The sequence below is a fragment of the Staphylococcus sp. AC872 genome (assembly GCF_979255425.1).
Genome location: NZ_CEEDKW010000016.1, coordinates 1 through 14,692, shown reverse-complemented (window position 1 = coordinate 14,692; position 14,692 = coordinate 1). Strand labels below are relative to the sequence as shown.

The 14,692-nt window shown below is 33.5% G+C and carries 12 protein-coding genes and 1 pseudogene; 10 read left to right on the top strand and 3 right to left on the bottom strand.

Going from position 1 to position 14,692, the window contains the following annotated elements; all coding sequences use genetic code 11:
• Positions 1–3,509: lectin-like domain-containing protein (locus ACZ267_RS12650; protein WP_463680331.1), on the bottom strand; the 3,509-nt coding region annotated here is incomplete at its 3' end.
• A 567-nt stretch (positions 3,510–4,076) separates the two neighbouring features.
• Between ACZ267_RS12650 and ACZ267_RS12645 the strand changes: the two are divergent.
• From ACZ267_RS12645 to ACZ267_RS12610, 8 genes and pseudogenes are all read left to right on the top strand, one after another.
• A pseudogene (locus ACZ267_RS12645) lies at positions 4,077–4,767 on the top strand (class I SAM-dependent methyltransferase).
• On the top strand, positions 4,767–6,317 hold the full coding sequence (locus ACZ267_RS12640) for an ABC transporter substrate-binding protein (RefSeq protein ID WP_047210541.1): 1,551 nt from the start codon (positions 4,767–4,769) through the stop codon (positions 6,315–6,317). Before ACZ267_RS12645 ends, ACZ267_RS12640 begins: the two are co-directional and overlap by 1 nt.
• Before the next feature lies 1 nt (position 6,318).
• Entirely contained in the window at positions 6,319–7,278 is a 960-nt protein-coding gene (locus tag ACZ267_RS12635; RefSeq protein WP_047210540.1) for an ABC transporter permease, read from the top strand.
• Entirely contained in the window at positions 7,271–8,041 is a 771-nt protein-coding gene (locus tag ACZ267_RS12630; protein ID WP_047210539.1) for an ABC transporter permease, read from the top strand. The genes ACZ267_RS12635 and ACZ267_RS12630 overlap by 8 nt, the downstream gene beginning before the upstream one ends.
• Before the next feature lie 62 nt (positions 8,042–8,103).
• Positions 8,104–8,793: an ATP-binding cassette domain-containing protein gene (locus ACZ267_RS12625; protein WP_227705999.1), complete on the top strand. Its 690-nt coding sequence runs from the start codon at positions 8,104–8,106 to the stop codon at positions 8,791–8,793.
• Positions 8,768–9,394, top strand: coding sequence for an ABC transporter ATP-binding protein (locus ACZ267_RS12620; protein ID WP_047210538.1), 627 nt, complete (start codon positions 8,768–8,770; stop codon positions 9,392–9,394). The genes ACZ267_RS12625 and ACZ267_RS12620 overlap by 26 nt, the downstream gene beginning before the upstream one ends.
• Before the next feature lie 125 nt (positions 9,395–9,519).
• A complete protein-coding gene (locus ACZ267_RS12615) occupies positions 9,520–9,942 on the top strand; it encodes a MerR family transcriptional regulator (RefSeq protein WP_047210537.1) in 423 nt (140 codons plus the stop codon).
• Between the two features lie 61 nt (positions 9,943–10,003).
• Entirely contained in the window at positions 10,004–10,852 is an 849-nt protein-coding gene (locus ACZ267_RS12610) for an aldo/keto reductase (RefSeq protein WP_047210536.1), read from the top strand.
• 80 nt (positions 10,853–10,932) lie between these two features.
• Here the strand turns inward: ACZ267_RS12610 and isaB are convergent, their stop codons facing one another.
• Positions 10,933–11,475 (bottom strand): immunodominant staphylococcal antigen IsaB family protein, encoded by a 543-nt coding sequence (gene isaB / locus ACZ267_RS12605; protein ID WP_047210535.1) that lies wholly within the window; start codon positions 11,473–11,475, stop codon positions 10,933–10,935.
• 339 nt (positions 11,476–11,814) lie between these two features.
• On the opposite strand from isaB, the gene ACZ267_RS12600 reads away from it, so the two are divergent.
• Positions 11,815–12,378: a PepSY domain-containing protein gene (locus ACZ267_RS12600; RefSeq protein WP_047210534.1), complete on the top strand. Its 564-nt coding sequence runs from the start codon at positions 11,815–11,817 to the stop codon at positions 12,376–12,378.
• A 65-nt stretch (positions 12,379–12,443) separates the two neighbouring features.
• On the opposite strand, the gene ACZ267_RS12595 is transcribed toward ACZ267_RS12600, so the two are convergent.
• Positions 12,444–12,800 carry a DoxX family protein gene (locus ACZ267_RS12595; protein WP_002451435.1) on the bottom strand — a complete coding sequence of 119 codons (357 nt, stop codon included), beginning with the start codon at positions 12,798–12,800 and terminating at the stop codon, positions 12,444–12,446.
• Positions 12,801–13,196: 396 nt separating this feature from the next.
• Here ACZ267_RS12595 and pbp4 point away from each other — a divergent pair, with 396 nt between their 5' ends.
• Entirely contained in the window at positions 13,197–14,435 is a 1,239-nt protein-coding gene (gene pbp4, locus ACZ267_RS12590) for a penicillin-binding protein PBP4 (protein WP_047210533.1), read from the top strand.
• The last annotated feature ends 257 nt before the right edge of the window (positions 14,436–14,692 follow it).

Here is a 14,692-nt window from a genome sequence, read left to right as displayed (position 1 = left end):
CTATCGGAAAGTGAAGTACTTGTTGAGTCACTCGTAGACGAGCTATCACTTAATGATGATGACGTGCTTGTACTTTCGGATCCACTTAGTGAAGTCGACGTACTAGTACTTTGAGAATCACTTAATGAAGTACTACCACTTGTCGATGAACTGTCAGAAAGCGACTTACTCGTTGAACCGCTCGTTGAGTCACTCGTCGAAGTGCTATCACTTAAAGAAGTGGATGTACTAGTGCTTTCAGAATCACTCAATGACGTACTACCACTAGTAGATGAGCTATCAGAAAGTGAAGTCGACGTACTTGTACTTTGAGAGTCACTCAATGATGTGCTACCGCTTGTTGATGAACTGTTAGAAAGCGACGTACTCGTTGAGTCGCTTGTTGAAGTACTATCACTTAAAGAAGTGGATGTACTAGTGCTTTCGGATCCGCTCAGTGATGTAGACGTGCTTGTACTTTCAGAATCACTCAATGACGTACTACCACTAGTAGATGAGCTATCGGAAAGAGACGTACTCGTTGAGTCACTTGTAGAAGTGCTTGTACTTTCAGAATCGCTCAATGACGTACTGCCGCTTGTCGACGTACTATCACTTAACGAAGTCGACGTGCTTGCGCTTTGAGAACCACTTAATGACGCACTTGTACTGCTAGAAGTGGATGCACTATCACTCGCAGACGTACTAGAAGAAGTAGAATCACTGGCACTTGTTGAAGCACTTGCGCTATCACTTAATTTACTACTAGTACTTGCAGATGTGCTTGCACTTTGAGAACCACTTAATGACGCACTTGTACTATTAGAAGTCGAAGCGCTCGTCGAAGTCGATGCACTTAAACTGTTGCTTTTCGAATCGCTCAATGACGTACTTGTACTGTTCGAAGCCGAAATACTATTACTATTTGATGTACTATTAGAGGTACTTGTACTAGTTATAGTCGACGTGCTTTGGGAGTTGGAAAGTGAATCACTAGCTGCATTACGTTCTATATTCCATGTAAATGTTTTAGTTGTTGTATTGTTACTTGCATCTTTTGAAGTAACTGTCACAGTATAACTACCTAATTGTGATGGTGTACCGCTTACTGTTTTAGTAGATGGATCATATGTTAATCCTGGTGGTAACCCAGTTACTGTGTCAGTCGTTGAACCACTATTATCACTTGTATTGATAGTGACATTGTTAATAGGTGTGAACACTTGATTAGACTGATTACCGATATCAATCACAGGATTAGTAGTATCTACGACATTGATAGTGAAAGTAGATGATGATGAATTACCTGCTTGGTCTACTGAAGTAACCGTCACCGTATTATTGCCTAATTGAGTTGGCGTACCTGTGATTGTATTTGATGTTGAATCATAAGATAATCCAGCAGGTAGTCCAGTGACCGTATTAGTAACTGTTCCAGTACCGTTATCTGTACTATTCACTGTGATTGGTGAAATAGGGCTATTAATTTCTTTAGTTTGATTCGTCATATTAATTGTTGGCGCTTTAACATCTTTATAGAAGATGGTGATAGCTTGACCAGCATTAGTTAACTTAACAGTTTTATTTGTAGCATTGTATGTCGGTGCATATGTACTATCTACATTGACTAATTGATAGCCTTTAGGTGTGATTGTACTTTGTTGATCGTCAATGTTAACTGTATTATCAACATCTCCAGCCAATGTTTTAGGTGGAACGATTTCTTTCCCAGTATCAGCGTCAACATAGTGCACTTGTGCTGTAGCAGTTTCTGTATAGGTGAATTGATCAATTTGAACTTGTTGTAAATTTCGTGCGCTACCTGTTGAAGCAGTCATAGATAGTGAAAAGTTTGTGTTCTTACTTGCTTTAATCCAGTCTGAAATATTTCTTGTCCATGTTTGTCCAGCATAAGTGACTGTCATTACTTTTGTATCACCATTATAATCAATGACAAAATCTTGGAAGGTACCATTAGGTTGTGTGGTTAATTTCGCTGCATTGGCTGTTTTTGTGTTATCCGTATATGTTGATGCGACACCGCTTGAGTTTGTAGTTACAAATGCACCAAATGCGCCACCACCTGATACGTTCGCAGGGTCTTTATTGGCACTGGCTGATGCGTTCGGTTGAGATGTATTATGATAACTATCTAGTTTAAATCCGAATGCATTATTTAAGCCACCGATACCTAAAGCAGCACCTTCTTTACCGATTTGCCCTACAGAACCAGGTGAAAAGGCAAATCCAATACCATCTCCACCGGTAACCCCATCAGGACTAAAACCTTCATAACGCGTTCCTAAGTTAACTTTACCAGTGAAATGGAAACTCTTATTTGAGTCAATTTTAGTACCTAGTGAAATGGCACCTTTTTGACTACCTACATCAGGTGTTAATGTAGCGATACCAGTGTTTTTATCAAAAGTTGCAGAACCTACTGTTGTGAAATGGTCAGTAAAGTTGTTTTTATCAACAACAACTTGTGATGTTGTAGGTGCAATAGGTGTAGGTGATGTTGCTGCTAAACGATTGACTGCTAATCGACTAAACGCACGTACTTTAGTTGTATTAGCTGGTTTAGTAGACTCACTTGCAACGGGTGTTGTGACTACACTTTCAGAAGCAGTATGTGTCATTCTTTCATTCACATAGGATGTTTGATTTGTAATCGATTCACTTTTAACAATGTTATTTTGATTAGATGATGATTCACTAGTTGTAGCATTGTTTGGTGTTTGACTATCTTTACTTTGTGTTGATGATTGAGACTGACCTTCATTAGTATCTACTTTAGATTTACTAGACGTACTTTGTTGTTGGTCTTGTGAGTTAGATGTAGATTTCTGTGATGATTGTGCATCAGTTGATTTGTCGTTAGTAGAAGATGTTGTACTTTTAGCATCTTTACTATCACTTTCACTAGATGTCGTACTGTTATGTTCTGATTGATTTTGCTTGGATGATTGTTCTGAGTGGCTGTCGTTATGTGATTGATCGGATTCACTTTGTTGTTCAGTTTGATCTTTCACACTCTCACTTGATTGTGTGTTTGATTGATCACTTTGACTATCTGTAGATTGAGTACTATCAGCTTTGTCATTTTTTTCTGAACTTTGTGTTTTTTCTGAGGAAACCGATTCGCTATTTGAAGGATTTTCGTTGGTGCTTGCATGTTTAAGTTCTGTTGAATTTTGATTTGCAACAGCTTCACTTTGCGTGGAAAGTTCTGAAGTTATAGGCAATTCAGAAGCCGCCATAGCTTGATGATTATGTAACATGTTCACTGTAAAAGCGCCACCAGCTATGGTTGTAGCTTTTATAGCATTTCTTTTTACGAAATTACCTTTGTCTTGTGTTTCATCAGGACCTTCACTTGTGTGATTAGAAAAGATAGGTAATCCCATGATTTGCATGAGTTTAATTTCTTTGATACCTGATTTAATCCAGTGTTTGCCTGATTTATATAATTTAACCCGTGATTTTTCTTCTTCTAAACTGTGTTTTAAATTTCTTTGTCTTTTTGACATTGAACCATACTCCTTTTAAATGTTGCTTTGTAAGAATGGGTTAGTCTCAATGTAATAATACACTAATATATAACTTCAATATTACAATACAAATATACCACATATAAAGAATAATACATAATAATATTATTTGGAAAATGAATTTGTTACTTTTTAGTAACGAATAGAGCTAAATTAAATAATATTGTGTTTGCAATATTTTTGTCGACAATTATAGTTAGAAAGCAATTAAAATTAAGTTAAATGTTTTTTGAGAAATCTCATTTTTATAACTTTGCAAGTAAATAGGGTGAAGATGACTTCAATATAAAAAGAGATAATGAAAGATATTTGATAAGGGTACACTTCGGTTTGTCTGAGGTCAAACTGACATCCGTCTTAATAGTAGTAGGTTAAAGATAAATGAGCTTAATAAGTCTTCAAAGTCTAATTGATATGCTGTCATGCTATCACTTAGGCTTTTTTAATTAATTTAATTGTGGCTATAAATTTATATTGTATTATTTACTTTTTTATAGTAATCTTTAAAACGAAATAATTACGATTTGAAAGGTTAAGGATAACAATATGGGAAATACATACGATGTTTGGTGGAAAAAGGGAGAAGAAACGGATGATGATATGGCAAGGGACCATCAAGAGTCTTGGCAAAGAATCATTCAGATGCTTGATCCAGTCCATATTAAGGGACAAACAATTTTAGACTTTGGTTGTAATCAGGGTGGTTTTTTACGACAACTGTATCAGACACATGAATTTGATAAAGGTGTGGGCATCGATTTAGCATACAACTCATTAGAAAAGGCGAACACATTAAAAGAACAACGTCCCCCTCGAATACTATTTAACGGATAAGCCTCAAACAACAGGATATAAGTTTGATACAGCTATAAGTACGTCTGTGTTATATCTCATTGAAGATGTGCCTCAACATGCAAGAGATTTAAAAGCAGTTTTAAAAGAAAAGGGTGTTTATTACGCCACATTTGCAGATCATACGAATAATCCAAGTAGATACTTTATGAAAGAAACCATCGATAAATATGGTGCGACACCATCTCAAGATCATTCATTAAAACATATTGTTGATAGCTTTGTCGCAGAAGGTTTTGAAGTAGCAGTAATAAAAGAAAGCGTGCCTGACGTTATCAATCTTACAAACTATAGTGATTTTTATTTATCTCCGAATGACTACTTACGTACATTATTTGAAGAATCATTTTTAATTAAAGCTACATTGAAAGAAGGAACAAAATAGTGAAAAAGCGAATATTATTATCAGTTGCAACAACAACGTTACTATTAGCGGGTTGTTCAAGTCATACTAAAGATGATCACAATATTAATGTGTCATTACCAACAGAAGCGAAAGCAGATAAATTAGATGCACAAGGTTATGATGCTGCGATGCCGGTTTATAGCGCAGTATATGATTCATTTGTTCAGTACGATAAGAAGAAAGGCATCAAAGCGGGTCTAGCAGATCGTTGGAAAGTTGATAACTCAGGAAAAGAATATGAATTTCATTTGAAAGATAATGTGAAATTCTCTGATGGGTCTAAACTAGATGCGAAAGCAGTTAAATTTTCAATTGAACGTGCTAAAAAGATGAATAAAGAAACGACTGTTGAAACATTAAAGCAATTAGATCAAGTGGTAGTAAAAGATTCACATACAGTACAGATTATATTGAAACAACCGTCTAATCAGGTGTTGAATGAACTAACACAAGTGAGACCACTTCGTATTATGAGTCCACATGCAGTTGAAGGTGGCAAGGTCGATGGCAAGTTTAAGAAGGCAATTGGTACGGGTGCATTCGTTGTAGACAAAGCAGGTAAGGAAAAAACCACAATGAAACCGAATAAGTATTACAATCACGAGCATCCAGTTAAATACGACTTATCTTTCCAAACGATAGAAGATGGTGATTCTAGAAATTCAGCTATACAGAGTGGTTCTGTAGATATTTCTGGTGGTTCGTTAGGAATGTTATCAGACCAACAATTAAAACAAGATAAGAAAAATAAAGACTTAACAATAGAAGACCGACCAAGTACAGTCAGTCATTTTATGGCTTTTAATCCAGATCATAAGACATTAAAAGATGACAAAATAAGAGAAGCAATAAGTAAAGCCATCAATACAAATCAATTATCAGATCAACATATGCGCGGCATTTTCCAAAGAGATGTTCAATTTGTAAATGATAAGAACCAACAACAGCATGACTATAATATTAAAGATACTGAAAAAATTCTTAAAGAGGAAGGCTATCAGAAAAATCATAATGGCATTTATGAAAAGGATGGTAAACCATTATCATTCAATCTTGTCATTCAAACTGCAGAATTTCCAAATTGGAAAGATAAAGCAGAACAAGTTCAAGATCAATTGAAAAAAGCAGGTATCGAATTAAAGATTAAAACATTAGATTCTCAATCGTATTATGATACATTATGGACAAAAAAAGACTTTGATCTCATTTTCTATAGAACATACTCAGATGCCTTAATGCCTTATAACTTTATGAATTCAGTATTTAAAAATATTGATGGTAAATCAGGGGTGCTTGCAAACGATAAAGTGTTATCAGAGAAATTAGATGCATATCCTAAAAAGATTAACCGTGATGAGCAACAACAGGCAATGGATGATATCTTTAAACATTTTAATCGTAGTTATTATGGTGTGCCAATTGCTTATCCAAATGAAACATTTGTGACGAGTCATAAGATTGAATCATTTAAATTCTCAGGTCTTACTGATGCGCCTATCGACTATAACCATTTGAAAGTTAAGCAATAAAATGTTTAATCGTACGTTGAAATTATTGCTGTACTTATTTATGAGTTCATTCATTATATTTCTGTTAGTGGAAAAGACATCAGGAAATCCAGCCATCTTGTATTTACAGAGGCATGGGTACACACATATTTCCCAGGAAAATATAGAAGCAGCACAACATCAACTAGGTCTAGGTCATCATGTGATATTAAGGTATCTAGACTGGGTTGCGCATGCTTTTACAGGCGATCTCGGTTATAGCTTTAGTACTCGTGAGCCAGTGACTTCTATGATTATTCAATCATTAACGCCTACATTGACATTAATGGTAGTTGCAACGGCTATTTTATTACCGTTAGGATTCGCTATTGGTTATGTGGTTGGCGTCAATCCAGGTCATAAATGGGGGTTAATGCTTAGAAGTATCGCTCAAATCTTAACCTCAATGCCGGAATATTGGTTGGCGATATTATTCGTGTATTACTTTGGCATTCGTTTGCAATGGTTACCCTTTGTAGGAAGCAGTACGTGGTTACACTTTGTGCTACCTGTTACAGTTCTAGTCATAGTAGAAGGTTGTCATATTATTCTAATGACAGCACATTTAATAGAAGGAACGCTTAAAAGTGATGCTTACCAATTAACCTTATTACGTGGTTTTAAACTAAAACATCGAATCTATGTGCAGATTAAAGATATTATCGCACCATTAATAACAATCATGATTAATAGTATGATTCATTTGTTTGGTAAGGTTGTTATCTTAGAAGTGATTTTTAGTATGTCAGGTATAGGCAAATTATTGATTACTGCAATCAATCAGCGTGATTATCCAGTAATTCAAGGTATTATCATGATAGTGATTGTCGCAATTATGGTCACGAATTACTTGGGAGATATACTAATGATCAAGAATGAACCTCGAATTCAACACAAGCAGTTAACTCAACCTAATTTAGAAAGGATGGGTAATCATGAATAAGCATAAATCTGTATATATAATAGTAGGTTTTATATTCATGATGATTGTAGCTATAGTTGTTAGTTTGATCCCACAACAGTTGAATGAATCATTAGGATTACGTCCACCTAGTTTCAATCACTTATTAGGAACAGATCAGTTAGGTAGAGATTTTCTATTGCGTCTTATTCAGGGAAGTATCGTGACGATTGGATTAACGATGACAGTAATCGTGTTAAGTATCGGTATCGGTTTAATACTGGGATTAATTGCAGGTATAGAGGGACGTTGGTTTGATAAAAGTTGTATGTTTTTAGCGGATTTATTATTAGCTATCCCATCGTTTATTATTGCTTTAGTTGTTTTAAGTTTAGTGAGTGATTCAATGCTAGGATTACTATTTGCACTCACAATAGGATGGTTAGGACGCTACTTACGTTACTTTAGAAAGTTAACTAGAGATATACAAAAACAACCTTTTATTACTTACGCAGTATTAAGTGGTAATTCTAAGATGAAAACAACATTGGTGCATACTATTCCTCATCTAATGAGTAATATACTAGCCCTAATTACTGCAGATATAGGTAAAATTATGTTAAGCATTTCAGGGTTAGCCTTTTTAGGACTAGGGATTAAGCCACCCACACCTGAATTAGGGACAATATTATTTGATGGTAAGAGTTACTTTAGTGCGGCGCCGTGGTTATTCTTCTTCCCGGGACTACTGTTAGGAGGTTATGCTTTATTATTTCAAATACTCAACAACAAAATAATGAAATAACTGACTTTGTGAGTGTCGATCGGTTAAGTGTTTTTAACAATGCGCGCACATTATTAAATTAAATTTCTGTAGATATTCAAAAAGGTGCGTTTCATTGTGTTATAGGTGAAAGTGGTAGTGGGAAGTCCTTGTTAATTCGTACAATATTGAATATGACTTCTTCAGAATTATCGTATCAAGGGCAAATTGATATCAATTTGGCCAATGTTGATGCAGTGTTTCAAGATACAACGAGTAACATGTTTCAAAATATTACACTTGATAAACACTTTGATATGTTATATCAAGCACAATCATCGAAGTTGACCAAGCCAGAGCGACGTGTGCAGTTGATTGAAATGATGACAGCCTTTGGTTTAGAAGAGCCGCAACGTTTATTAAAATCTTATCCCTTCGAATTGAGTGGTGGTATGGCTCAAAGAGTTGCGCTAATGATGGCATTGATTAGCAAGCCTCAATGTTTAGTTTTAGACGAACCTACAAGTGCACTTGATCAGAAAAATAGTCAAAAGGTAATGCGTTATCTTTCTAAGTTAATGAAGGAAAATCAGATGACGATGATATTTATTACACATGATCTTAATTTAGTAGAAGATGATGCGACACATATTAGTATTATGAAAGAAGGTCATCTCATAGAAAATGGTACTGCTAAGGAGATACTTCAACATCCCAAAGATGATTATACGAAGAAATTAATCGACATTGCGCATAGGAGAAAGCAATATGCTTACAATCAAACAACTGTCTAAAAGTATTCAACATCAACCAATTTTAAAAGATATAACATTAGATTTAACAGAAGGTTATTTAATGATATGTGGAAAAAGTGGTAGCGGGAAGTCTACTTTAGCGAAAATAATAGCTGGATTAGATTTAGATTATACTGGCCAAATCAAGTACAATGGCATTTCAAGAAAAGACACTCAAATGAAAAGATGGATGAAACAGATTCAATATGTACCACAATATCAAAGCAATACATTAGATTATCGAAAAAGAGTACGTGATATCTTATTAGCCCCGTTAAAAAATTATCATTTTGATCCTTCAACTTATCAAGAGAGAATCGCGGCAGTGCTTAAACAATGTCTTCTACCTCAGTCGATTTTAGATCAACGTGTAAGTACATTGAGTGGTGGCCAATTTCAGCGACTTTGGATTGCTAAAGCACTTATTATAGAGCCGCAAATATTAATACTTGATGAAGCAACTACGAATTTAGACATTATTAATGAAGAAACGATTCTCAACATGCTAAAGGAATTAACACAAATTCAAATGATTATCATCTCACACGATCCTTACGTGATAGATTATTTTAAGGGTCAGAGACTCGACTTGGATTTATAAAATTGATTGAGTCATATTGTAGTGATCACGATTCACTATGATATGGCTTTTTGTATGAAAAAAGGTTTGCCCTTGAGCACGCTCCATGGTTTACAATGTTTGTAACAGGAGTGGAGGTCGTAGTCATGAATACAAAAGAAGTTGTCGAATTGATGGATATTTCTCAAGATACTTTAAGATACTATGAAAAGGTAGGCGTAATTCCACCAGTTGAACGTGATAAAAATGGATATCGCATCTATCAAATGAAAGATTTAAATTGGATATACTTAGTTAAGCATTTAAGACAAGCTGGTGTAACGATTGAATTGCTCGTTGAATTTTGCAGATTAGGTCAATTACCTAAAGATGAGGCGGTTCAAAACCAACAGAAAGAAGTACTCAACAAACAACTTGAAGAATTAGATGAACATTTGAAGACCATTCATAATGCAAGAGAATTATTAAAATATAAAATTGAAACATATGATGACCATATTGCTAAAATCAATGATGAAGCGGCTCAAGAATATAATTTGAAAAAGATTTGGGAAAATAAAAGACAATAAATTTGCTATAGAGTGAACTCTATAGTGTAAGGTGTAGTTATAAATAGTAGGAGGTTTTCATATGAAAACAATAAAACTAAACGAAACAATTGAAATACCAGCATTAGGATTTGGTGTGTTTCAAATTCCACAAGAACAAACAAAAGACGCCGTAGTTAATGCGATTCAAGCAGGCTACCGCCATATAGATACAGCACAAAGTTATATGAATGAAACAGAAGTAGGCGAAGGTATTAAAGCATCCGGTATTGATAGAAGCGAATTATTTGTTACTACAAAAGTATGGATTGAAAATGTAAACTATGAAGATACATTAAAATCAATTGAACGTTCTTTAGAAAGATTACAACTAGATTATATTGATTTAGTATTAATTCACCAACCATATAATGATGTTTACGGATCTTGGAAAGCATTAGAAGAGCTACAAGAAAATGGAAAAATCAAAGCGATTGGGGTATCTAATTTTGGTGTTGATCGCGTTGTTGATCTAGGTCTTCATAACAAAGTGCAACCTCAAGTGAACCAAATTGAAATTAATCCGTTCCATCAACAAGAAGATGAAGTACAATCACTGCAAAAAGAAGGTGTACTTGTTGAAGCTTGGGCACCATTTGCTGAAGGGAAAAACAATTTATTTAGTAACGAAACGTTACAAAATATTGGTGACAAATACGGTAAATCAATAGCACAGGTTGTACTACGTTGGTTAGTAGAAAGAGACATTGTTGTCTTAGCGAAATCAGTTAATCCAGAAAGAATGAAACAAAACTTAGATATTTTTGATTTTGAACTAACAGATGAAGATAAAGCACAAATCGCAACATTAGATAGTAACGATAGTCAATTCTTCTCACATGCCGATCCAGAAATGATCAAAGCATTAACAAGTAGAAGACTCGACGTATAATATATATACAAAAGAAAGGGGCATCCTGAGAATGAGGATGCCCCTTTTTTCATGATTGCAAATTACTAATTATATATTGATTATGCGCCTGATCCGTCAAAACCTATTGTTACTGAAGTGACTTGTCCATTTTTTTGTGAAATGGTTACCGGAGTATGGTAAAAACCTGTTTTTGGACTTTTAAGTTGATAAGAGTCAGTGTTTGGATGTTTATTACCTTGTATATCTCTCATTTCTTGAAGATCATTACCATAAACAGATTTTAATTGTTTAATAGTAATATTATTGACTTTGATGTGTACAGATGTTGCTTGCTTTTTCCCAGGTTTAATAGAAGAAAAAGATTGGTCATATTTAGTGAAATCATTAATTTTAGACGAAGTGCCACTTAAATTAACAATTTTTGTACCATTGAAAGTAACATTTCCATATTTTATGGCATTCTTAAAGCTTTTATTTAGTAAGAATGATCCGTCATTATTAACATAACCTTTATAATTATAATAAGGTGTTGTAGCGGCATGTGCATCTTGATTAGGATTTACATCTAATGAGGCTCCGACTCCGAATACTGTTCCGATGGCTAAAGTTGATGAGACAATTGCTTTGGCAGTTTTATTCATACGAATCTCCCTCTCATTTTTAGTTGAATCGTTAAAAAAGTAAAATGTTACGATTCAATGACAATATTACAAAATAATTACATCAATTTCAAATGAATAAATAAGTTTGATTTTATACACATATATACATAGTTAATATAAGTGTTAATCGAAAAATTTAAGGTATTAGTAAAATGTATAAGGGTAATAAAAAGAGAGTTTAAATCAAATAATGAATATTAATTCATTATTTTTTGTTTATTAACGATATTTTTACAATATATTAACAAAACTTTAAAAGAGGTTTCTTTATATTGGGAGCGTGAATGAAAATTATCTAATATAAAGGAGAGATTAGTAATGAAACATACTAAAACAATAGCTTTATTATCATCAGCAGCCATTTTATTAGGTGCGTGCGGTAACGGTGGGAGTGATTCTGCTTCAAATAAGAAAGATGAAGGTACGAAAGACGCCACTGTAGCGGTTAAAGATATTAAGACAAAGCCTGAAGATGCAATTAAAAAGGCACAACAAACATATAAAAACCAAGATTTAAAAGATATTTCTTATGAGAAATCAAATGGTGACTGGGTCTATAAAGTAGAACAACAAGACACGAAAAATAATAAAGAGTCTGAAGTTATCATCAATGATAAAGATAAAAAAGTGATTCACAAAGAAACTGAAAAAGGTGAATCTAATCAGTCTAATGACACATTTAAATACAGTGATGTGAAGAATTATAAAGATGCTATTAAATCAGCACAAAAAGACTTTGATGGAGATGTGAAAGAGAGGTCATTATCAAAAGATGATGGCAAATTAGTATATAACTTTGACCTACAAAAAGGTAAAGAAAAGCATGAAGTGACTGTCGATGCTAAAACTGGAAAAGTATTAGACAATCAAAAAGACGATTAAAATACATGCGCTAATATGAAAAACGAGCCTGGGACATAAATAAAATGTCTCAGGCTTCAATTTTTTTAATATATTTCCAATAATTTCTTCCAGTTATAAGAAACCATAACCGCAATGCTCATAACTAGTAATAAGATGACGAGTTCAGAAGCCATGTAACCTTGTGATAAGTGTACTGTAAATAAGGCGCCTAACATAATGACGATAAATCCAGCAGCAACGTAATTTGAAAATAATCCGATAATCATTAAAATACCACCGATAAATTCAAATAATCCTAATATAATTCCTAAAAATGCAGGAAATCCTAACCCAGACATCATTTCCATAGGCTCTTTAAATCCGCTAAATACCTTTTGTGATCCATGTATTGTAAATGTAATACCTAACATCAGTCTAATTAATAGTAATCCTAACCGCATAAATACTTACCTTCCCTTTAAATATATTTTATATACTTGATATGGTTAGTATACTAAATAAGATTATTTTCAATGCAACCACGTATTTGATTTTTTTTTGAAATAAATTCAAAGGCATTACATATAGAAGTAGTAATAAAGCTTTTAAGAGGACACATGATGTCCGGTTCAAATGATTAAATTAATAAAAACGAATAAATTTGATTTTGATTTTAAATTGGATATAAGTTTGCGTTATAATACTTATGCGTATGCAATATACATATAATTAATTTAATTTGAGGATTTAAAAGTGTTTTGTGCGAAAAACGTTAATGACTTCAGCAATGTATATTAATGCAAGTTACATCTAGTTTTAAGAATGATTGCGTAAAGCAAACTAAAGGGGGAGCATCGTTGAAAAAAGTTTTTACTAGTTTAATGATGATTATGATGTGTTTAGTCTTAATATCGCCAACTGTTTTTGCTGAACAGTCTCCAGTCGATGTTGCTAAACAAGAACATCAAGATATTGATAAGCAATACAATCCAAAAGGGATGATAGTAACAACTAAAGATGGTCAAATACTTTATGATTATCATGGAAATACTCAAGTAGATCCAGCATCTACTACTAAATTGATGACGATGAATTTGGTTTATGACGATATTAAATCAGGCAAAATTAAAATGAATGATAAAGTGAAAATAACATCACGATATGAAAAAATGTCAGAATTACCTAATTTAACTACATTTCCACTTAAAGAAGGAACAACCGTTACAATCAATCAATTATTGAAGCAAGCTGCATTAGAATCAAGTAACGCTGCGACATTAGTATTGGCAGAACATATTGATGGTAGTTCTTCGAAATTTACAGATAGAATGAATCAAAAAGCTAAAGACTTAGGCATGAAGGATACAAAGTTTACGAATCCAAGTGGAGCTAATAATAAAATATTAAAACCATATGAGCCTAAAAGTTATAAAGATGATACGATTTCACATACAACTGCACGTGATATGTCATTATTAAGTAATCATATATTGAATGCACATCCAGATGTTTTAAAAATTACAAAACTATCTAAAGATAAGCAGTCAAATCAAGAATTACATAATACCAATACATCATTACCTAATGAAGCAGATGGTATGAAAGATGTTGATGGTTTAAAAACAGGGACAAGTGACAATGGATACAATTTAGAATTAACTGCCAAACGAAATCATTTAAGAATCGTAACAGGCATATTTAATGTTAAGCCGTACCCTGATGAACAAGCGAAGCATGCCCGTCAAAAACTGGCGAATGCTTTAACTGAACATGCATTTAAGCAATACGACTACCGTAAAGTCATTTCAAAAGGTGAGCATGAAATAGACGGTAAAAAATATGAAGTAAAAAAAGATTTATATGATTTAGTACCTAAAGATAAAAGTAAATATCAATTAAAAGTGTCTGAGGATAATCAATTATATGTTGATTATGATCGTCAATTTACGAAAGGACATCAAGCACCTACCGTAGAAGTCGAACCTACGACACATTGGGGTATGATTTTTCTATACGTATTTATGGCAATTGCCGGACTAGTATTACTAGGTATGTTGACAATCATAGGTATCAAAATTTATTACAAAAAGTTTTAATCAAATGATGACGTATAAAACATACTAAGATTAGCTATGAAGAAATCTATGACGATAGATTTTTCATAGCTATTTTTTATAGTTATAGAGAGTGGGACAGAAATAATAAAGAACCACTAATCATTTATTATGTAGTGGTTCTTACGCATTAGCCGCAGCTAATATGTACTTTAAAATAGAAATACATGAGTGAAACTCATGCATAAGAAATACTAATTTCTAAAGAAAAAGTATTTCTTTATCGTTGTCCATCCCCA

Excerpts from the sequence above, each read along its gene's own strand:
- ACZ267_RS12635 (WP_047210540.1), top strand. The coding sequence starts at position 6,319 with ATGTTTAATCGTACGTTGAAATTATTGCTGTACTTATTTATGAGTTCA.
- ACZ267_RS12630 (WP_047210539.1), top strand. The coding sequence starts at position 7,271 with ATGAATAAGCATAAATCTGTATATATAATAGTAGGTTTTATATTCATG.
- ACZ267_RS12620 (WP_047210538.1), top strand. The coding sequence starts at position 8,768 with ATGCTTACAATCAAACAACTGTCTAAAAGTATTCAACATCAACCAATT.
- ACZ267_RS12615 (WP_047210537.1), top strand. The coding sequence starts at position 9,520 with ATGAATACAAAAGAAGTTGTCGAATTGATGGATATTTCTCAAGATACT.
- ACZ267_RS12610 (WP_047210536.1), top strand. The coding sequence starts at position 10,004 with ATGAAAACAATAAAACTAAACGAAACAATTGAAATACCAGCATTAGGA.
- isaB (WP_047210535.1), bottom strand. The coding sequence starts at position 11,475 with ATGAATAAAACTGCCAAAGCAATTGTCTCATCAACTTTAGCCATCGGA.
- ACZ267_RS12600 (WP_047210534.1), top strand. The coding sequence starts at position 11,815 with ATGAAACATACTAAAACAATAGCTTTATTATCATCAGCAGCCATTTTA.
- ACZ267_RS12595 (WP_002451435.1), bottom strand. The coding sequence starts at position 12,800 with ATGCGGTTAGGATTACTATTAATTAGACTGATGTTAGGTATTACATTT.